Annotated in this window: 18 protein-coding genes and 1 other annotated feature; of the genes, 10 read left to right on the top strand and 8 right to left on the bottom strand. The window is 52.1% G+C overall.

Annotation, left to right across the window (positions count from 1 at the left end):
* Window positions 1-23: 23 nt before the first annotated feature.
* Window positions 24-1,136: an aminopeptidase gene (locus KNP95_RS01730; protein ID WP_021065586.1), complete on the bottom strand. Its 1,113-nt coding sequence runs from the start codon at window positions 1,134-1,136 to the stop codon at window positions 24-26.
* A gap of 173 nt (window positions 1,137-1,309) precedes the next feature.
* On the opposite strand from KNP95_RS01730, the gene KNP95_RS01725 reads away from it, so the two are divergent.
* From KNP95_RS01725 to ccpA, 4 genes are all read left to right on the top strand, one after another.
* Entirely contained in the window at window positions 1,310-1,828 is a 519-nt protein-coding gene (locus tag KNP95_RS01725; RefSeq protein ID WP_021065587.1) for a DUF948 domain-containing protein, read from the top strand.
* 22 nt (window positions 1,829-1,850) lie between these two features.
* On the top strand, window positions 1,851-2,567 hold the full coding sequence (locus KNP95_RS01720) for a YtxH domain-containing protein (protein ID WP_214835192.1): 717 nt from the start codon (window positions 1,851-1,853) through the stop codon (window positions 2,565-2,567).
* A 138-nt stretch (window positions 2,568-2,705) separates the two neighbouring features.
* Window positions 2,706-3,797 carry a bifunctional 3-deoxy-7-phosphoheptulonate synthase/chorismate mutase gene (locus KNP95_RS01715; protein WP_021065589.1) on the top strand — a complete coding sequence of 364 codons (1,092 nt, stop codon included), beginning with the start codon at window positions 2,706-2,708 and terminating at the stop codon, window positions 3,795-3,797.
* 126 nt (window positions 3,798-3,923) lie between these two features.
* Complete coding sequence (ccpA, locus tag KNP95_RS01710) at window positions 3,924-4,937, top strand: catabolite control protein A (protein ID WP_021065590.1); 1,014 nt, start codon at window positions 3,924-3,926, stop codon at window positions 4,935-4,937.
* A 50-nt stretch (window positions 4,938-4,987) separates the two neighbouring features.
* Here the strand turns inward: ccpA and KNP95_RS01705 are convergent, their stop codons facing one another.
* From KNP95_RS01705 to KNP95_RS01695, 3 genes are read right to left on the bottom strand one after another with little or no spacing between them, the layout of a single operon-like run.
* A complete protein-coding gene (locus KNP95_RS01705) occupies window positions 4,988-6,157 on the bottom strand; it encodes an acetoin utilization protein AcuC (protein WP_214831916.1) in 1,170 nt (389 codons plus the stop codon).
* Window positions 6,154-6,786, bottom strand: a complete 633-nt coding sequence (locus KNP95_RS01700; protein ID WP_021065592.1) for an acetoin utilization AcuB family protein — start codon at window positions 6,784-6,786, stop codon at window positions 6,154-6,156. The genes KNP95_RS01705 and KNP95_RS01700 overlap by 4 nt, the downstream gene beginning before the upstream one ends.
* Window positions 6,787-6,798: 12 nt before the next feature.
* Window positions 6,799-7,428: a GNAT family N-acetyltransferase gene (locus tag KNP95_RS01695; protein ID WP_029595165.1), complete on the bottom strand. Its 630-nt coding sequence runs from the start codon at window positions 7,426-7,428 to the stop codon at window positions 6,799-6,801.
* Between the two features lie 155 nt (window positions 7,429-7,583).
* Between KNP95_RS01695 and acsA the strand changes: the two genes are divergently transcribed.
* Complete coding sequence (acsA, locus tag KNP95_RS01690) at window positions 7,584-9,290, top strand: acetate--CoA ligase (protein WP_214835191.1); 1,707 nt, start codon at window positions 7,584-7,586, stop codon at window positions 9,288-9,290.
* Between the two features lie 44 nt (window positions 9,291-9,334).
* Here the strand turns inward: acsA and KNP95_RS01685 are convergent, their stop codons facing one another.
* On the bottom strand, window positions 9,335-11,833 hold the full coding sequence (locus KNP95_RS01685) for a transglycosylase domain-containing protein (protein ID WP_214714561.1): 2,499 nt from the start codon (window positions 11,831-11,833) through the stop codon (window positions 9,335-9,337).
* A 167-nt stretch (window positions 11,834-12,000) separates the two neighbouring features.
* Window positions 12,001-12,198: a binding site (T-box leader), on the top strand.
* A 47-nt stretch (window positions 12,199-12,245) separates the two neighbouring features.
* Here KNP95_RS01685 and tyrS point away from each other — a divergent pair.
* Both tyrS and KNP95_RS01675 read left to right on the top strand, forming a co-directional pair.
* Entirely contained in the window at window positions 12,246-13,493 is a 1,248-nt protein-coding gene (gene tyrS / locus KNP95_RS01680) for a tyrosine--tRNA ligase (protein WP_214835190.1), read from the top strand.
* Window positions 13,494-13,599: 106 nt separating this feature from the next.
* Window positions 13,600-14,226, top strand: coding sequence for a GTP pyrophosphokinase (locus KNP95_RS01675; RefSeq protein WP_214835189.1), 627 nt, complete (start codon window positions 13,600-13,602; stop codon window positions 14,224-14,226).
* Between the two features lie 43 nt (window positions 14,227-14,269).
* On the opposite strand, the gene rpsD is transcribed toward KNP95_RS01675, so the two are convergent.
* Both rpsD and KNP95_RS01665 read right to left on the bottom strand, forming a co-directional pair.
* Complete coding sequence (rpsD, locus tag KNP95_RS01670; protein ID WP_029595169.1) at window positions 14,270-14,869, bottom strand: 30S ribosomal protein S4; 600 nt, start codon at window positions 14,867-14,869, stop codon at window positions 14,270-14,272.
* Between the two features lie 222 nt (window positions 14,870-15,091).
* Window positions 15,092-15,574, bottom strand: a complete 483-nt coding sequence (locus tag KNP95_RS01665) for a GAF domain-containing protein (RefSeq protein ID WP_021065599.1) — start codon at window positions 15,572-15,574, stop codon at window positions 15,092-15,094.
* A gap of 236 nt (window positions 15,575-15,810) precedes the next feature.
* Between KNP95_RS01665 and ezrA the strand changes: the two genes are divergently transcribed.
* Together ezrA and KNP95_RS01655 are read left to right on the top strand one after the other, a co-directional pair.
* Entirely contained in the window at window positions 15,811-17,541 is a 1,731-nt protein-coding gene (gene ezrA, locus KNP95_RS01660; protein ID WP_021065600.1) for a septation ring formation regulator EzrA, read from the top strand.
* Window positions 17,542-17,615: 74 nt separating this feature from the next.
* Window positions 17,616-19,187, top strand: a complete 1,572-nt coding sequence (locus KNP95_RS01655; RefSeq protein WP_021065601.1) for an amidohydrolase — start codon at window positions 17,616-17,618, stop codon at window positions 19,185-19,187.
* Between the two features lie 45 nt (window positions 19,188-19,232).
* Here KNP95_RS01655 and KNP95_RS01650 read toward each other — a convergent pair whose 3' ends face one another.
* Entirely contained in the window at window positions 19,233-20,051 is an 819-nt protein-coding gene (locus KNP95_RS01650) for an NAD kinase (protein ID WP_031199840.1), read from the bottom strand.
* A gap of 155 nt (window positions 20,052-20,206) precedes the next feature.
* Between KNP95_RS01650 and tpx the strand changes: the two genes are divergently transcribed.
* Window positions 20,207-20,695, top strand: a complete 489-nt coding sequence (tpx, locus tag KNP95_RS01645) for a thiol peroxidase (RefSeq protein ID WP_214835188.1) — start codon at window positions 20,207-20,209, stop codon at window positions 20,693-20,695.
* The last annotated feature ends 75 nt before the right edge of the window (window positions 20,696-20,770 follow it).

The following is a 20,770-nucleotide window of genomic DNA, read 5'->3' as shown; positions in this document are numbered from 1 at the left end:
CGTCATCGGCACGCTTGTTTTTGTTATTTCAAGTTCTCTGGGTTGAGTGGCAAGAGCGAGTCGACGACGAAACGCCCGTCCTTACGAATCAAGACATCATCGAACCAAATCTCGCCGCCGCCGTAATCAGGACGTTGGATATTGACGAGGTCCCAATGGATTGACGAGTTGTTGCCGTTATAAGCGTCATCATACGCCTGACCCGGTGTAAAGTGGAAACTGCCGTCGATTTTCTCATCGAACAAGATATCCTTCATCGGATGTTGGATGTACGGGTTGACGCCGATGGCGAACTCGCCGACGAAACGTGCCCCTTCGTCCGTATTGAACACTTCATTGATTCGGTCTGTGTCGTTCGCTGTCGCATCGACAATCTTTCCATCTTTGAACGTCAACGACACGTTCTCGAACGTGAAGCCGTGATACGGTGACGGCGTGTTGTACGTGATGACACCGTTGATCGAATCTTTGACCGGAGCTGTGAACACTTCACCGTCCGGAATGTTCATTTGGCCAGAACACTTGATGGCCGGAATGTCTTTAATTGAGAACGTGAGGTCCGTCCCTGGTCCTTTGATTGTGACACGGTCGGTCTCATTCATGAGGCTGACGAGCGCGTCCATGGCCCGGTCCATCTTACCGTAGTCGAGTGTGCAGACGTTGAAGTAGAAGTCTTCAAACGCCTCAGTCGATTTACCAGCGAGTTGTGCCATCGACGGCGATGGATAACGGAGCACGACCCATCTCGTTCCTTTGACGCGGTCCTCGGTATGCATTTTACCGATAGTGGCCCCGACGAGTTTTTGTTGCTCGGCCGGCACGTCTGACAGTTCGTTGATGTTGTCACCGGCACGAAGGCCGATGTAAGCGTCCATCGCTTGCATCTGTTTGCGTTCGATATCGGCCATGAGTTCGAGCTGTTCCCGGCTCGCTCCCGTATAAAGTTTGCGCAAGATGCGGCTCTCTTTCAATAAGACGAACGGATGCCCCCCAGCCTCATACGCCTTTTCGACGAGCGCTTCGACAAGCGATTCCTCGACGCCGAAATTTTCAATAAGAACGCGTTCCCCCGGTTTCAATTCGACTGAATAATTGATTAATCCATCAGCGAGTTGCGTGATTCTTGGATCTCTCATACGAACACCCCTTTTAACTTTTTTAAATTTATTTCTATTTTAGTGTAATCGAAAACATAAAAACGGGTAAAGGAATAATCAGACCGGATGGCGAAAACGGTTGTGACAAATCTTTTGAGTCATAATGGTGCTATAATGAAACCACCACATTATCGAATAGGAGGAATGGATGCATGGAAATCACATTAGGAGGCATTGCAGGGCTCGTCGCAGCACTCGCATTTGTCGTACTCGTATTTTTCTTGGCACGTGTCTTGTCGAACGTCAATCGGACACTCGGCAGCGTCGCCAACACAACTGAAAACTTAGAACGTCAATTAGACGGAATCACAATGGAAGTGACGGCGCTCTTACATAAGACGAACCGTCTCGTGGATAACGTCGAGGAGAAAACAGAATTGCTCGCACCGGTGGCACACGCCCTTGATGAGCTCGGCACGTCACTCAACGAAGTGACAGAGTCGGTACGGACGGTTTCTTCTTCTGTTCACGTAGCAGCAGACGAGAATAAAGAGCAGATTGCCCAAGCGGTACGTTGGGGATCGGTCGCTGTAGAATTATTTAAGAAAAACAAAACAGAAACGTCTTCAGACGAACGACCATCACGTCGTCGCGGCCGTCGGGACCGTAAACAAGAACCGACTACGGTTTCACCAGGGTTGATTGCGACAGACGATACAATCAAATCATAACTATCACAAGGAGGAAGTAACGATGACATACGACAAGAACAAGACATATACGAATGAACAGCAATCAAGCGGTGGGTTTTTAGCAGGTGTCGTCCTCGGCGGCGTGATTGGTGCAGCAGTAGCACTCCTCACATCACCGAAGAGCGGACGTGAAGTACGGACATACCTCGACGAGAAAACGGCGACGTCGCGTGAGCGATTGACCGTCAAGTCGAAAGAAGTTCGTGAAAAAGCAGAACCGGTCGTCGGCGAATGGATTAAAGTAGCGAGCGATAAAGCGGCTCCGGTCTTAAACCTCGTCAAAGACAAGGCCCGTGAAGCGGCTGAATTGAAACAACAAGTCGATGAAGACGAATTGTCAATCGAAGAAGCGATGGAGAAAGCTGATCAACTCGTAGCGGAGGCGGAAGCCGAAGTGAAAGAGCAACTCGATAAGGCTTCAGAAGAGCAGTCGAACGAAGCAAAAGATTCGAATGAAGCGAAAGCCTCAAATGAGTCAAACGAGTCGTCGAAGTCAGAAGCGTCGACAGACAAACCGAAACAATCAGATAGTAAGCCGAACGCGAACAAATCGAACGCGACGAAATCGGCTGCAAACAAACAAAAAACAACGAGCAGCCGTGACCAATCGGAAGACTATGAGTCAGACTTCGAGGCACCTGTGAAAGACTTGCTCGACGATGAGTCGAAACAAGAATTGAACAACTTGAAGCAAGACCTTAAAAACGGCAACAAATAAGTGATGACGCGTCCGGGACTAGCCGGGCGCTTTTTTTTGTTGATTTTGTGTCGTCAGCCCATTTCCCTATGACAAAGCGATTAAAGTTCGTTATAATTAGGAATCTGGAAAGAACGGCTTAGAAATGAGAGGGTAATTATGAGTCCACAAGATCAGTTGAATCGATTACGTCGCGAGATGGATGAGTTGAATCGTGAGATGCTCGACTTGCTCAGCCGCCGTGGCACACTCGCTGTTGAGATTGGAAAAGTAAAACGTCTGCAAGGTGTGGAGCGATACGATCCGGTACGTGAACGTGAGATGCTCGACTTCATCGCGGCAGAGAATCCGGGTCCGTTCGAGACGGCTCGCTTGCAACATCTGTTCAAAGAGATGTTTAAAGCTTCGGCCGAACTGCAAGGCGAAGACCGTGACAAGACGCTACTCGTTTCACGGAAACGCCAAGCCGAAGACACGATCGTCACGCTCGATGATGTCAAAATCGGCAATGGACGTCCGCAACTGATTGCGGGACCATGTGCGGTCGAATCGTTTGAGCAAGTGAACGCCGTCGCTGAGAAATTGGCGCTGTCCGGAGTGAAAATCTTGCGGGGCGGGGCGTACAAGCCACGTACTTCACCATACGACTTCCAAGGTCTCGGCTTCGAGGGATTGAAACTGCTGAAGCAAGCGGCAGATCGTCATGACTTACGGGTCATCTCTGAAATCATGACGCCTGGTGCGGTCGAATCGGCACTTCCATACGTGGACATCATCCAAGTCGGTGCGCGCAACATGCAAAACTTCGACTTGCTGAAAGAAGTCGGGAAGACGGATAAACCGGTGCTCTTGAAGCGTGGCTTATCGGCTACGATTGAAGAGTTCATCTATGCGGCCGAGTACATCATGGCGAGCGGCAACAGCCAAGTCATCTTGTGCGAACGCGGCATCCGGACATATGAACGGGCGACACGCAACACGCTCGACATCACCGCGGTCCCGATTTTGAAACAAGAGACGCATTTGCCGGTCATGGTCGACGTGACGCACTCGACAGGACGACGCGACTTGTTACTGCCAGCGGCCAAAGCGGCGCTTGCAGTCGGAGCGGACGGGGTCATGGTGGAAGTACACCCGAACCCGGCCATCGCCTTATCGGATGCCCAGCAACAACTCGATTTCGATCAGTTCGATCAATTCGTGGACGGGCTAACGGCCCAGTTCCCTCAACTTGATTTGGTGAAAAAGTAAGCTTTCCAATTGGAAACGTTTTATATAGCGTGAAGACAGGGTAAAATGATGACAGATACCTGTCTTCCTTTTTTGACACGTTTTTTGAAAATCGTTTGAAAATCATTGCTTGTAGGAGGAGTTTTAATGAATAGTAACAATGTAACCATCTATGATGTCGCACGAGAAGCCGGGGTGTCGATGGCAACCGTCTCACGCGTCGTCAACGGAAACCCGAACGTCAAACCGACGACCCGCAAGAAAGTCCAGGATGCGATTGACCGTCTCGGCTATCGTCCGAACGCTGTCGCACGTGGACTGGCCAGTAAGAAGACGACGACGGTCGGCGTCATCGTCCCAGATATCTCGAACATCTTCTTCGCAGACCTTGCCCGCGGAATCGAGGACGTCGCGACGATGTACAAGTACAACATCATCCTCGGGAACTCGGACTCGAACCGTGACAAAGAGATCCATTTGTTGAACACATTGCTCGGGAAACAAGTCGACGGCATCATTTTCATGGGCGGTCGTCTACATGAAGACCTCGTCAACGAGTTTAAAAAGTCACCCGTCCCAATCGTCCTCGCGGCGACACTCAACCAAGGGTATGACCTCCCTGCGGTCAACATCGATTATGAGCAAGCGGCATACGACGCGACCGAAATGTTGATTGGCCACGGTCATAAACAAGTCGGCTTCATCACAGGTCCACTCGAGCAACAAATCAATGGCGAGAAGAAATTCTCTGGTTACCGCCGTGCCCTTGACGACGCCGGACTCCCGTTCCGTGAGAGTGACGTCGTCCTTGGGAATTACACGTACGCATCAGGCCTTGAGGCGATGCAGAAGATGCTCGAACGTGACGATTGCCCGAAAGCGATTTTCGCCGGTACGGATGAGATGGCACTCGGTGTCATTCACGCGATTCAAGACGCCGGTTTCTCGGTCCCGAACGATTTTGAAGTCGTCGGCCATGATAACACGCGTCTCGCTACGATGATTCGTCCGAAATTGACGACGGTCGTCCAACCGATGTATGACATCGGTGCCGTTGCCATGCGTCTCTTGACGAAAATCTTGAATGCGGAAGAAGTCGAAGAGAAGAATGTTGTCTTGCCGCACCGCATCGAACGTCGCGATTCGGTACGTCAAGACTGAATAAAAATCCCCTCGCCTGTCGGAGTCACTCCGCGGACGAGGGGATTTTTTTAGACATATAGTGATTTGCGATCGTTCGAAATGAACGGCCAGAACGCCCGTTTCGTCACTTCCCAATTTTTCTCCTCAATTTGTTGGCGTCGGGGAATATGTTGGAAAGTGTACGGATGGTCATCCCAGCGTGTCGGCAAGGCTAAATCCGCTTTGTCCTGCCACTGCTCGATCCATTCGGGCGGAATGTCGCCGCTGTACGGCGCCTCGCGCGTCAGTCCGGCCCACACTTGCGCCCAAGCCCGGGGTACGGTCCGATACCAATCATAGCCGCCGCCGCCGAGGGCGACGAGTCTTCCTTCCGTATACTCGTCGGCAAGTCGAGAGGCGATTTGAGGAATCTGTTCGAACGTCCGAATCGTCGAGGCAAGGTGAGTCAACGGATCAAAGGCATGAGCGTCGGCCCCGTTCTGCGTCACGATGATATCCGGCTTGAACCATTCGCACGCTTCCCGGAACACTGTCTCGTAACAGCGCAAGAACGACTCGTCTTGGGTGAACGCATCGACCGGGACGTTCCAGCTATAGCCGTACCCATTCCCGTTGCCGCGCTCTGTGACGGCTCCTGTCCCCGGGAACAGGTAGCGGCCGGTCTCGTGGATGGATAACGTCATCACATCGTCATCGTCGTAAAACAGCCATTGGACGCCGTCTCCGTGGTGGGCGTCAGTATCGACATAGAGGACCCGGCTGCCGTACGCTTTACGGACGTGGGCGATGGCAACCGCTGCGTCGTTATACACGCAAAATCCGGACGCTTTCCGCCTCATCCCGTGATGGAGGCCGCCCCCGACGTGAAAGGCGCGCTCCAGTTTACCGCTCGCGACCAAATCGAGTGCGTGAACGGTGCCCCCGACGAGCCGGGCCGCCCCTTCATGGATGGTTGGGAAAATGGGCGTGTCTTCAGTGCCGAGGCCGAACTTGTTCGCTTTCAATGTCGACAGCTCACCGGCCGCCGCCGCTTGAACCGCTTCAATATAATCAAGGTCATGGACGAGCGCGAGCGACTCGACCGAGGCGAGGGGCGGGGCGATGCACTCGGAGGCCTGAAGTTTACCTGAGGCGATGAGCAGGGACGTCGTCAGCTCCAGGCGGACCGGATTGAACGGATGATCCGCATGGAAGCGGTATGAGTTCTCGTTCTCCCCGAATATGTAGGCCGGTCTCATTGGGACATCTCCGGACCGAGCACGTCGTAACCCTCGCGTTTCAACCGTTCGATGATGCGGAGCGGATTCATCGTCTGGACGCGGAACGAGATGATGCGTTTATATGGGTCGGGCGTCGGATGAACGAACACGTTGATAATGTTGACGTTCGTCTTGGCGAGGAGCCGGGTCACTTTCTCGAGCGTCCCCGTCGTGTTCTCGACCAAGAGCTCAATCTGAGAGCTCGGCTCGAGCGCGCCCGTCAATTGGACGAAGTAACGCAATAAGTCTGTCTCGGTCAAGACGCCGACGAGTTTGCCTTGTTCGACAATCGGCAGGCAGGTCAGGCGATACTCATAAAACAGAGCGGCCGCATCTTCGAAGAAGTCGTACGGATGTGCCGTCGTCACATCTTGACGCATGATGCTCGAAACGGGGTTTTTGAAGTCGGCGCTCTCGCTCTCCGGATGGAACACGCTCGTCGCTCCGCTCATCTCGAACTGGCCGACGATTCCGACGACTTGTCGGGCCGGGTTGGTGACGATGAGATGGCGCACTTTATGATCACGCATGAGCTTGGCCGCATGGGCGATCGTGTTGGTCGGTTGAATCGTCACGACATGACGGTTCATCATTTGTTCAATCAACATCCAGGTCCCTCCTTAGTCATACATGAACCGGCGCCGCAGCCGGAGCGAATCGAAATGGTCGATCGTTTCTTGCCGGACGTTCTTGCCAATCCGTGCCATGAGACAGTTGGCCGGATGCGAGGCAATCTCCGGGTCATCGGTCGGGAAGAAGACGAGTCCGCCGTGGTTCATCATCTTTTCCATCACTTTCCGATAGTCCCAGATAGAGAGCCCGCTCCCTTTCAAGTCCCAGTGCCAATAATATTCGGTCGTCAAAATCAAGAAGTCATCCATATGCGCGTCCATCATTGACACTTCGAGCAGTTGCTTGCCGATCCGTTGGCCACGGAAGCGCGGGCTCACTTCGATCGCGCCGAGCTCGAGGATATAGGGGTCGTTCCCTTCACTCCAACGTTCATATGGGTCCGGATATAAATACGTGACATAACCGATGACGAGGTCATCGACGCGGGCCACGATGATGCGGCCTTCTTTCAAGTCAGCGATTTCGACGAGCGCCTTGTGTTGGTCCTCAGGTTCACGAAATGCGGTCAATCCCTCATCGAGCCGATACGTGGCCAACACGTCGCTCTCGATCGGTCCATCGATGATTACGGCTCCGAGTGAGGTTTCCCACACCTTTGAATGATATTGTTTTTCCATGGAGTCACCACCTTTTCCACCTTCTATTATAGCGCTTTCATTTAGCTTGTTTCACACTCTTTTGGAGATTTTGGAAATTCATTGATTTGTCATAATATTAACACTATACTGAAAGTGGTTATACCATTCATTACAGGGGAGGCGAATCTTTAGCGATGGAAAAATTGAAAGCGTTATCAGGGGAACATCAATTGGCGTCGTATGAAGATGCTTGTCAGTCGTTCGAGTGGACACAAGCAGAAGCATTATTTTCTTGGAATTTGACGGGGAACGTCAACATGGCGTACGAAGCAATCGACCGTCACGCAGAAGGTGAACTCGCCACGAAGCTGGCGTTGCTCTATTTCGATGGGGAACGAGAAGAGCGCTACACGTATGAGGACATGAAACGAGAAAGCAATCGGGCCGGAAACGTTCTGAAATCGGTTGGAGTGGAGAAAGGCGACCGCGTCTTCATCTTCATGCCACGGAGTCCAGAACTTTATTTTATTTTGCTCGGTACACTCAAGCTCGGGGCGATTGTCGGTCCGTTGTTTGAGGCGTTCATGGAGCAAGCCGTCCACGACCGTCTGCTCGACTCGGAAGCGAAAGTCATCGTCACGACCGAGGCGCTCCTACCGCGTATCCCGGTCGATCAACTCCCGCACTTGGAGACGATTTTAATCGTCGGTGACGAGGTAAAAGAGGCAGGGAAAATCATCGACTACCGCAAATTGGCGGGTGATGCCTCGACCGATCTCGACATCACATGGGTCGACCGCGAAGACGGCATGATTTTGCATTATACGTCAGGGTCGACCGGGAAACCGAAAGGTGTCTTGCATGTCCATAACGCCATGGTGCAGCATTTGATGACCGGCAAATGGGTGCTCGACTTGCAACCGGTTGACATTTACTGGTGCACAGCCGATCCAGGTTGGGTGACGGGGACGAGCTATGGGATTTTCGCACCGTTCTTGAACGGGGCGACGAACGTAATCGTCGGGGGACGATTCAATCCTGAGTTCTGGTATTCGGTCATCGAACGGTTCGGTGTCACGGTCTGGTACAGCGCGCCGACAGCGTTCCGGATGCTCATGGGTGCCGGAGAAGAGGCGTTTGAAAAATATGATTTGTCGTCACTCCGCCATATCCTGTCGGTCGGAGAACCGCTCAATCCGGAAGTCATTCGTTGGGGGAACGAATCGTTCGGATTACGGATTCATGACACGTGGTGGATGACAGAGACCGGCGCGATGATGATTTGTAACTATCCGACGATGGATATCAAACCGGGGTCGATGGGCAAAGCCATCCCGGGTTGTGAAGCGGCCATCTTAGACGACCGCGGTCAACCACTCCCGCCGCACCGGATGGGCAACTTGGCACTCAAGACGCCATGGCCGTCGATGATGCGGAAAATTTGGAAGAATGACGCCAAGTATGAGAGTTACTTCTGGGGAGACTGGTACGTCTCGGGTGACTCGGCGTATATGGACGAGGACGGTTACTTCTGGTTCCAAGGCCGCGTCGATGACGTCATCATGACGGCAGGGGAGCGGGTCGGTCCGTTCGAAGTCGAGAGTCGTCTCGTCGAGCACCCTGCTGTCGCCGAGGCAGGGGTCATCGGGAAACCGGACCCGGTCCGCGGGGAGATCATCAAGGCGTTCATCGCGCTCCGTAAAGGCTATGAGCCGTCGGACGAGTTGAAGGCGGAGATTCAAAAGTTCGTCAAAGAAGGACTCGCGGCTCACGCGGCTCCGCGTGAGATCGAGTTCAAAGACAAATTGCCGAAAACGCGAAGCGGGAAAATCATGCGTCGTGTCTTGAAAGCATGGGAGTTGAACCTCGAGACGGGTGACTTATCGACAATGGAAGATTGAACGACAAAAGGTCGACACGCGATGTGTCGACCTTTCTTGTCGGATTAGGCGCCGTCTGCAGCTTCGGCGTCTTCTTTCTTCTTGTCTTCCTCAGCCTTTTTCTCAGCTTCGGCTTTCTTCTTTGCTTCTTCTTCAGCTTTCTTCTTGTCAGCTTCCGCTTTTTTCTTTGCGTCGGCTTCTGCTTTCGCTTTTGCGTCAGCCGCTGCCTTTTCCTTCGCAGCAGCGTCAGCTTCTTGTTTCTCTTCTTCAGCTTCCTGTTTCTGTTCTTCAGCCTCTTGTTTCTTCTCTTCGGCTTCTTCTTTCTTCTTCGCCTCTTCTTCGGCTTTCTTCTTCGCTTCCTCTTCCTTCTTCTTCTCTTCAACTTTTTTCTTCTCAGAGAATGAACCAGAGTCACCGAAGTCGCCAGCTCTTACGCTAGCCGGTTGTACGAAGCGAGCGTTCGAATTGAACACTTCTGGACGATCGAGATAGACGTTGTTGGCAATCTTTGACCACATACCTTGCGTCCGTTGGAAGTAGCGGCCGAAACCTTCACCGTCACTCAATGGATACTCTTTATCATAGCCCGTCCAGACGGCAAGCGTGACACCTGGCGTCGAACCAACCAAGTACGAGTCGCGAATATCTTGGGTCGTACCAGTTTTACCCATCCAGTCGCCAGGGACGTTCAAGAGCGAGTTGGCATACGTCGCTGTTCCTGACGTGTAGACGTCACGGAGCATATCGACAATCAAGTAGGCCGTACGATCCGAATAGATGCGTGTCTTCTTCGGATTCTTCTCGTAAATGACTTCGCCTTGGTACTCGACACGGTCGATGATATACGGTTCGACGTGTTCACCGCCGTTGGCGAGCATGGCGTAACCTGAGGCGAGCGACGCGAGTGAGACCGAGCTGACACCGAGTGCCATTGATGGCGCGTCGCGTGTATCGTCAGGGACGTTCATGCCCATCTGCAGCAATTTCTCAGTATCACTTCTAAAGTCGCCTTGCTCTTCGTAAATTTTCACGGCCGGGACGTTTCGCGATAGTTTCAACGCGTCACGTGCCGTCATCGGTCCACGGTATCCGCGGTCTTCGTTTCGGACCGGGATTGTATTCGGGTTTGTTCCGTTTTGATACTTGTACTCCTCGTCGACGATGACCGTATCCGTCGTGATAAGACCTTTTTCGATTGCGTTCGCATAAACGAGTAGCGGTTTCGCCGTCGACCCGATTTGGCGCTCCATTAAGCGGGCACGGTTGAAATCATCGGCTTTGCCGTTCACATAACGACCACCGACGAATCCGAGGATGCGACCGGTCTTGTTGTCGAGCATGATGGCTGCCGTTTGTTCCGGACCTTGGTCAGGATCGACATTTTTGTCCGGATTTCGAGGTCCGAAGTTATTGACGTTACGGGCCGGCTGTTGCATCGATTCATGGACTTGTTTATCAAGCGACAAATGAATCTTGTATCCACCTTGACGGAGTGCGTTGTGGGCGCGACGTCCGTACGTGCTCGTAATTTCTTTACGTTCTTCTGCACTCAATTCGTTCACGTTCACGCCATCTAGTTTAAGCATGTGGTCACGGACGATAATGAGAGCATCTTCTTCAGCCCATTGCACAACATACGGATAGCGGTCACGCGGCTTCGATTGCGTCTTCATGAAGTCTTTTGTGATGTCGTAGTTGTATGCAGCGTCATAGTCTTTTTTCGTGATCTTCCCGGCGACGTACATCCGGTTGAGTACCGTCTTCATCCGGTTGATGGCCGGTGCTACGTCCTCTTTAATGACACCGCCTTGGTAATACGGTGTATAAAGGAACGGGTTTTTCGGAATCCCGGCGAGGAAAGCGGCTTGTGGTAACGTCAACTTCTCAGCCGATGTGTTAAAGACACCGCGAGCGGCTGCTTCAATCCCTGAGATGTTGCGTCCCATCGAGTTTCGTCCGAATGAGACGACGTTCAAGTACGCGTTCAAGATCTCATCTTTGTTCATTGCTTTCTCGAGGCGAAGGGCGAGTAAAATCTCTTTCGCTTTTCGTTCGAACGACACTTCGTTCGTCAGCATTTGGTTCTTGATGAGCTGTTGTGTGAGCGTAGAGCCACCGGTCCGATCTTCCGATCCGGTCGCTTCTTGTAAGATGGCACGGAGCGTCGCTTTCGGGACGACACCATCGTGTTCGTAAAACTCGACGTCCTCTGTGGCGAGTAACGCGTCGACGACGAACGGAGAAACTTTGTCGACGGCGACGGGAATCCGTACTTCATCCGTCGTATAGTTTCCGATTCGTTCACCGCTTCCAAAATAAATGTCAGAAGTCGATGAGTACGTGTTGATTTGTGACGTCATCGTCTTATAAGCGGGTGCCGGCATATCCTTGACGAGTGAAGCGAAATAACCCGCTCCGATCCCGGCGCCTAAAAATCCAATGAGAACGACCGATATAATCGTTAGGAGCAGAACGTTCCAGGATACATCGTAAAATACATTGGCATAACGGCGGGCTTTCAAGGACTTTGGTTGGTTCCATGTGTCTCGAATCTTTTGCAGCATGACAGCCTCCTTAATATGGTGTAAAACTATTTTGGACAGTAATATATACGATTATAGCACAAGTCATTGCCGACCTTCCTCACAATCAACTGTCGGCTGCAAGTTTCCATCTTCCAGTTGACAATTTGGAAATAGAACTTATAAAATGTAAAGCATAGTCCATAAACAAAGATGCTATGAAGAAAGCGAAGTAGTCGACTGACCGCTTGTCCAGAAAGCTAGTGGGTGCTGTGAACTAGCCAATGTCAATCGATGAATTACACTTTTGGAGCGTGCCGTTCGGCCGGGTCGAGACCGTTATCTCTCGCTACAAGTGGCCACAGCTGTGGCAATTAGGGTGGTACCGCGGAATCTCCGTCCCTTCTCATATGAGAAGGGACGTTTTTTTATGTCAATCGAAGGAGTGGAACAGATGGAATTATTGAAGGATTTAGAATTTCGAGGTCTCGTCAACCAAATGACGGACGAAGCAGGATTGAAAGAACAGTTGAACAATCCGACGACGCTTTACACCGGGTTCGACCCGACGGCGGACTCGCTTCATATCGGGCACTTGCTCCCGATTTTAACACTCAAACGTTTCCAAGAGGCGGGACACCACGTCATCGCCCTCGTCGGTGGCGCGACCGGGATGATCGGTGACCCATCAGGTCGTTCGGACGAGCGTTCGCTCAACACGCTCGACACGGTCAAACAGTTCTCGGATCGAATCAAAGACCAATTGAGCCGTTTCCTCCCGCTCGAAGGTGAGAATCCAATCTCTATCCGCAACAACTACGAGTGGACGGAAGAGTTATCGATTATCGATTTCTTACGTGATATCGGGAAACACTTCCCGATCAGCTACATGCTCGCCAAAGACTCGGTCGACTCACGTTTAGAGAACGGAATCTCGTACACGGAATTCTCATACATGTTGTTGCAATCGTTCGACTTCTTGAAGTTGTACGAAAACGAGAACTGCCGCCTTCAAGTCGGGGGCAGCGACCAGTGGGGCAACATCACGGCCGGTCTCGAACTCATCCGCCGCTTCAGTCACTCGGAGAAGGCGTTCGGGTTGACGGTGCCGCTCGTGACGAAGTCGGACGGTCAAAAATTCGGGAAGACGGCCGGTGGTGCAGTCTGGCTCGACGCCGATAAGACGACGCCGTACGAGTTTTACCAGTTCTGGATTAACGTCGACGACGCTGACGTCATCAAGTTCATCAAATACTTCACGTTCATGTCGCACGAAGACATCTTGGCGCTCGAAGCAGAAGTGGTCGCTGCACCGGAGAAGCGTGTCGCCCAACGTCGTCTCGCTGAAGAGATGACAAAACTCGTCCACGGAGAAGCGGGTCTTGATCAAGCGCAACGCATCACGACTGCCTTCTTTAGTGGCGACTTAAAAACGCTCAAACCAGAAGACATGGATGCCGCATTCAAGGGCATGCCACAGTTCGAGCTCGAAGGCGAGCGCAACCTTGTCGACCTTCTCGTCGAAGCGAAGATCGCACCATCGAAACGTCAAGCCCGTGAAGACGTTCAAAACGGGGCGATTTACTTGAACGGGGAGCGGGAGCAGTCGCTCGATAAGACGCTGACACGCGCCGATACGCTCGGTGAGTTCACCATCATCCGTCGCGGTAAGAAAAAATACTTCGTGATCCGTCACGTCTGATGCATGCGTCCATGTCCGCCAATGTTGCGAACATGGACGTTTTTTCTGTCTCAACATCGATTCGGTCTGCTACGATAGCAAGTATAGACGACAAGGAGGCTTTGTTATGGACATTGAAGAATTTTTTGGCGAGCAGTTCCATCAATGGCGGGAGCGATTCCGGTACTACGAGATGGCGATCACTGAACTCGAGAGCGATCTCGGCATCATCGACCTCGATTGGCAGACGCGGCTCGGCTATTCGCCGATTGAACACGTGAAGACGAGGATGAAGACGTTGCCGTCCATCATTCGGAAGATGAATCAAAAAGGGCTTCCCCTCGAAGTGGAAGCGCTGTGGGACAATATATCTGACGTCGCCGGAGTGCGAATCGTCACGAGTTTTCGTGATGACATCTACGCCATCCTCGATCATTTGAAAAAACGGGACGATTTAGAAATTGATGAGATTAAGGATTACATCCAACATCCGAAACCGACCGGCTATCGGAGCCTGCATCTCATCGTCCGAACGAAAGTGTATTTGGCGGAACGCGTCATCTGGGTGCCAGCCGAGATTCAAATTCGCACGCTCGCCATGGACTTTTGGGCGGCGACGGAGCATAAACTTCATTATAAATACCAGCACGTCGTCCCGGAGGCGTCGAAACTCGAGTTGATTGAAGCGGCGAAGATGGCGGATGCGCTCGATACCCAGATGGGCCGGATTCGTGAACAGATTTTAAAGAAATAAAAAAATCCCCTTTCCTGCCGAGGCAGGGAAGGGGATAAAAGCATTAACGTGAGTAGTACTCAACGATGAGTTGCTCTTTGATTTGGTCGTTCAATTCAGCGCGCTCAGGAAGACGTACGAATGTACCTTCGAGCTTCTCAGCATCGAATGTGACGTAGTCTTTTGTAGCTGGTGCTACTTCGAGAGCTTCAGCGATCGCTTTGAAGTTTTTAGACTTCTCGCGAACTGAAATGACTTGACCTGGTTTTACACGGTAAGACGCGATGTCTACACGTGAACCGTCAACTTGGATGTGACCGTGGTTGACGAGTTGGCGCGCTCCGCGACGTGTGCGAGCGAGACCCATACGGTAAACGAGGTTGTCAAGGCGTGACTCGAGCAAGAACATGAAGTTCTCACCGTGGATACCTTGCATTTTCCCAGCATCGTTGAAGATGCGACGGAATTGCTTCTCGTTGATTCCGTACATGTGACGGAGAGCTTGCTTCGCTTGAAGCTGAAGACCGTATTCAGAGATTTTACGACGACCATTTCCGTGTTGACCTGGTGCGTAAGGACGTTTTGCTAATTCTTTACCCGTTTCGCTAAGCGAGATGCCTAAGCGACGCGAGAGTTTCCAAGCTGGACCTGTGTAACGAGCCATGTTTGGACTCCTCCTTGTTGTTCATGTATTTTGCACAAAAGAACAACGGTGTCAAAGACGGGTGACGCCCCTTTCTAGGTTCAAGCACCTTCACTTGATAGCGAAGCTACGAGATGCTCCTCCGACTCAGTCGAGGCCCGAAAGGTGGATACGTCTGTCAATGACTGCTATCGTCATTTCATGCACAAAAATCAGTATACGACGAAACGATTCGCTTGTCAATCAGATGAAGCGAAGTAATGTCTGGCAAAATTGCTCGAGCCCTTGGCGATCGACATCTGAGAAGCGGTCGAACTCGGGGCTGTCGATATCGAGGACACCGATCGTCTTGCCGTCGCGAACGAGCGGGACGACGATTTCTGAGTTAGAAGCCGCGTCACAAGCGATATGGCCCGGGAATTGATGGACGTCTGCGATGAGTTGCGTCTCTTGCGTCGAGGCCGCCGTGCCGCAAACTCCTTTACCGAACGCGATATGGACACAAGCCGGAAGGCCTTGGAACGGTCCGAGGATGAGGGCATCTTCTCCCTCTGTTAAATAGAATCCGACCCAGTTGATGCGGTCGAGGAACTGGTTGAGCAATGCGCTCGCGTTCGATAGATTGGCGACACGGTTCGTCTCGCCTTCTAGAAGTGCTGCCAACTGTTTATTGAGCATGTCGTACCCGGCGGCCAAGTCGCCAGTGTAAGTCGTTGTTTGAAACATTTGATTCCCTCCTATGAATGAATGCATGATGAATTAGCATTATGGTACACGCATTTTTTCGGTTTGTCTTCTCAAAAGATTCGCGTGAAAAATAACATTCTCTCCCTAAACCGTTGGAAAACCTATGCAAATCATTGGTTCTATAATATGATTAGTATTATCTATACTCATAAAATACTTCATTTATTCATTTAGATACATAAGTCCATGAAAGCGGCTTGGAGGTTGTGACAGAGATGGATTACGGAATCTACGGAATTTTAATTGGAATCATTGTCATCGCATTAGGGGCCATGCTGGGAAGCATGCTCGTACGAAGGAATTTTTACCAGAAAATTGATGATTTAGACATGCGCAAACAAAGTGTGCTCAGCGCCAGTGTGCCGGCTGAACTGCAGAAGTTCAAACAATGGCCGATGGAAGGCGAGACGAAAGAGAAGTTCGAACGATGGCATCAGTCGTGGGACGAACTCGTCAGCGTACATACGGGACAAATCGATGAGGCGCTCTATCATGCCGAAGAAGATTTGGACAAATATCGCTTCCTTAAAGTGAAATCCGATTTGAACGCGACGGAACAGTTGATTGAAGAGCTCGAGTCGATGGTACACGCCATGCTCGATGAGATGGATGAGTTCAATCAACACCATTCGTCGCTTCTCGATATCGTCAAAAAAGACGAGAAAGAGTTGTATCAATTCCGGAAGACGCTCGTCGCCCAAAACAGTGCGTTTGGCCCGACATACGAGCTCGTCGAGTCTGAAATCGCGGCAGCGGAAGCGAAGCGGACCGAGATGATCACGTTGAAGCAGGAAGGACAAGTGTCGGAGGCGTATATCGCCGGCCAAGTCTTGTCTGAGAAAGTGACGAAGATTCGTGAACTCGTCGGCGTCATCCCGCAGTTCGTGCGCACGGTGCAAATCGATTTGAAACAACAGCTCAACCAGTTGCGCTCGGGTCATAAAGAGATGCAAATGGACGGCTACGCGCTTGAGCCGCTCGGTTTAATGGAAGAGATCGAGCAAGCGGAAGATCGCCGGGCCGCGCTCATGGACCGGATTGAACAACTCGACTTCGATCATTTCGAGATGGACATGCAACAGCTCAGCTCGGACATCGATCAGCTGTTCGAAGCGTTCCGGACCGAAGTCGATGCACGCCAATACGTGAAAAAAGAATTCGCGACCGTGAAAGAACGTGACCGCCAGACGAGTGAAGTCATGGCTCGTCTCCATCAAGAGATGACCCGCCTCGTCAGCAATTACGAGATTAATGCCCGTGTCGGCGAAGAGTTTGAACAGCTCGAACGGGAGCGTGCGACGCTCACAGCGAACGTACTCGACATCGAACAGGCGCTCGTCGCCCAGATGATTCCGTTCAGCATGATTAAATCAAAAGTACAAGAAGCGAAACGTTCGCTCGATCAGTTCAGTGCGATGCATGAACGGTTCATCGAGAACACGAACTCCCTTCGCAAAGAAGAACTCGAAGTCCGCAACAAACTCGAGTCATGGAAGCGCGAACTGTCTGCCCATCGCCGTTTGCTCGCGAAGAGCGCCATGCCGGTCGTTCCGACTGATTTGACGAGCGATATGCGCCAGTTGCAAAAAGGCGTGCAATCGTTGGATGAACAGTTTGAGAAAGCACCGTTTAATATGACGTATATCGTCGGCCTCAGCCACGACGTCGAAGAGACGATGGACAACTTCCGGGACCGGGTCAAAGCGCTCTTGCGCCAAGTCACGTACGCCGAACAGCTTCTGCAGTATGCGAACCGCTATCGCCGTCGCGACAACGAGGTGCATATCGCCTTGACGCTCGCCGAGAACAAGTTTTTACATGGTGAGTATGGGACGGCCGTCGAGATTGGCGAGCGTGTCCTCGGACGTTTCGATGAAGGAGCGGCCCGTGAGATTCGCCAACGTGTCGAAAAAGGATTGGAACAGCAAGAGCTATTACGAAAATAATGATGCATGAAGATTGACGTAAACGGGAATTAACGTGTACGTCAATCTTTTTTGAATCGAGGAGGAATTTTGTGATGGGAACGCTATGGGTTAACGGAAAGATTTATACGATGAACAAAGAGCATGAACAAGCTCGTGCCATGTACGTGGAGCACGGCCGGATCTTGAAGATGGGGGAAGAAGGCCACCTTCGTCGTACATACGCCGGAAGAATCAAGCAAATTGTGAATCTTGAAGGGAAGAGCGTCTATCCGGCGTTCACCGACTCACACATCCACTTAATCGGGTACGGGGAAGCGCTCGACCGGATCGATGCGACCGAGACGACGGACTTGCAAGCTCTGCTCGAATCGATGAAGCAAAAGGGTGGAAACGACGATTGGATCGTCGCGGAAGGGTTCAATGACCGTCTGCTTGGCGAAATGCCGACGCGTGAGATGATTGATGCCGTCATTCCGGACCGCCCCGTCGTCTTGAAACGGGTCTGTCGCCACGTTGCCGTCGTCAACTCGAAAGGGTTGGAACGGCTCGGCTTGATTCATCATACCGTCATCGAAGGCGGGAAGCTCGGACGCGATGCGGACGGCAAGTTGAACGGGGTACTGTACGATGCGGCGCTCGACCTGCTCCACAAAGAGCTGGGCGGGAATCGCGAGAAAAATGTCGCCTCGCTCCACCGGGCCATCGACTCTCTGTTCGCCCACGGCATCGTCAATGCCCATACGGAAGACTTGTTCTATCACGGTGACCCGCTCGAGACGATTCAAGCGTATGAAGACGTGTTGGCGGATCTCCCGTTCCACGCGCATCTGCTCGTCCATGAACAAGTCGTCGATACGTTGATTCGTCACGATGCGCTCGCCAAGCGCCCGCGTTTTGATTTCGGGGCGATGAAATTGTTCGTCGACGGATCGTTCGGGGGACGGACGGCACTCTTGTCGGAACCGTACACGGATGATCCGGCACAGCGGGGAATCGAGGTCCATCGTCCGGATCATCTCGAGGCGCTTGTCAAAAAGGCGCGGTCCTACGGGATGAACGTGGCGGCCCACGTGATTGGGGACGCCGCCGCCGAACAGTTCATCACGCTGCTTGAGAAATATCCGGCCAAGCGCGGGACGAGAGACCGAATCATTCACGCCTCACTCTTGAACGACGCGCTCTTGAAACGGATTCAAGCGTTGCCGGTGTTGATTGATGCCCAACCGATTTTCTTGTCGGATGACATGAACTTGTTGTTCGACCGGCTCGGCAACGACCGCGTCGATGACGCCTACCGCTTCAAATCGATGCTCGATACGGGAGCGCTCGTCCTTGGAGGCAGTGACGCCCCGATTTCTACCGTCGATGTACGGAAAGGTTTGTATGCGGCGGTCACCCGTCAGTCATTTGAGGAGTCAGGGGCGCTCAACCCGCCGGAACGCCTATCGATGTATGAGGCGCTCCGTAGCTTCACGTATGCACCACGTGTCGCCACAGGCACACACGGACGCGACGGCTTGTTGATTCAGAGCTATAACGCGACGTTCACAGTGTGGGAAGAGGACTTCTTCGACCTGCGTGGACGCGACATCCTCGACAACCGACTCGTCATGACGGTCGTCGACGGGGCTCCGGTATACGAGGCCGACGTCGTCAACACGTAATAAAAAAAGGCTAGCCATCCACGAGGACGGCTAGCCTTTTGTCGTTTAGAAGAATGAGCGTTGGACTTTGTGCCAGAACGAGTTGTTTTTCAGTTTGACCGTCTTGATGACCTGGTCAGACAGTTCGATATCGATGCGGTCTGTATACTTCAAGCTGAGCGCCTCGTTGTCCATGCCGATAATCGGATAGTCGTTCCCGTCCTCAACGATGCGGAGCGAGAGTTTGCGTGAGTCGTGCACGATGAACGACGAGCCGAGCGTGCGGTAACGATTATTGTTCACCGAGGCGATCTCGCTCACTTGCATACATGGGATGAGCGGGTCGACGATGGCGCCGTCGAGTGATTTGTTGTACGCTGTCGAGCCGGTCGGTGTCGAGACGACCATGCCGTCACCGCGGAACGTCTCGAAATGGAGGTCGTCGATGTACACTTCGATGGCGAGCGATTTGATGATACTCGACTTGATTGAGGCTTCGTTCAAACAAAGCATCGGAGTCGATTCATTGATGGATGCCGACAAGAGCGGGTATTTCCGCACTTCGAGACCGGCTTCGATACGGGCGCTGTTGTCCGAGAACAAACGATCGACTTCGTCGAGTTTATGTATATCGAAGTCGCAATAAAACTCGTTCAAGCCGCGGCCGAACCCGACGTAGATGGCATCTTGACGGAATCCCGTATAGCGGACGGCCTGCAAGAACGCGCCATCTCCCCCGATGGCGACGATGATGTTGGCGTCTTCAGGACGATTGACGACGTTGAAGCCGTATTTCTCACCGATTTCGATTAATTTCTTTACTTCTTTTGTAAAGTCGTTGACGTTACGATGGTACAAAAAAACGTTGTTTCTCATCCTAGTCATCCCCTTTGTCAATTGAGTCTCTTTCATTATACAGCGTTTTAGACGCTCGATATAGGGAAAATCACAATCAGGCCGTCTGAGGCAGGATGCTTGTCATCGAGACGGCGCCATCGCTATGATGAAGAAGTATAAATCATGCAAAAGGGGATGAAACGATGCCAACATTTAAAGGCAATACCGTTACACTGCAAGGGAACCCGGTCAAAGTCGGAGATACTGCACCGGACTTTACAGCGCTCACGACGGCACTTGAAGAGGTGACGTTCGCGTCATACCCAGGCAAGAAATTGATTAGTGTCGTTCCATCGATCGACACAGGTGTCTGTGACACGCAAACACGCGCATTCAACGAGAAGGCGTCATCGCTCGGCGGTACCGTCTTGACGGTGTCAAACGACTTACCGTTCGCACAGCGTCGCTGGTGTGCGGCGTCAGGACTTGATAATGTCGTCATGTTATCGGATCACCGCGATCAATCGTTCGCGAAATCGTACGGCGTATTGATGGAAGAGCTACGTCTTCTCGCACGTTCGGTATTCGTCATCGACTCGGCCGGTACGGTCCAGTACGTCCAGTACATGGATGAGATGACTGAGGAAGTTGATTTCGATGCGGCGCTCGAGGCGTTTGACGCTGCGAACTGATTCGCTTGGCGAAACGACCACGAATCGCTTACACTAATAGAAGTGAACCGACCGGCTCTCCACAAGAGGGCCGGT

Origin of the sequence: Exiguobacterium sp. s36, from assembly GCF_018618345.1 — a bacterium.
Classification (GTDB): Bacteria; Bacillota; Bacilli; order Exiguobacteriales; family Exiguobacteriaceae; genus Exiguobacterium; species Exiguobacterium chiriqhucha.
Note: the sequence above shows the minus strand (reverse complement) of the source record. Positions and strands in the feature narration are given on the sequence as shown.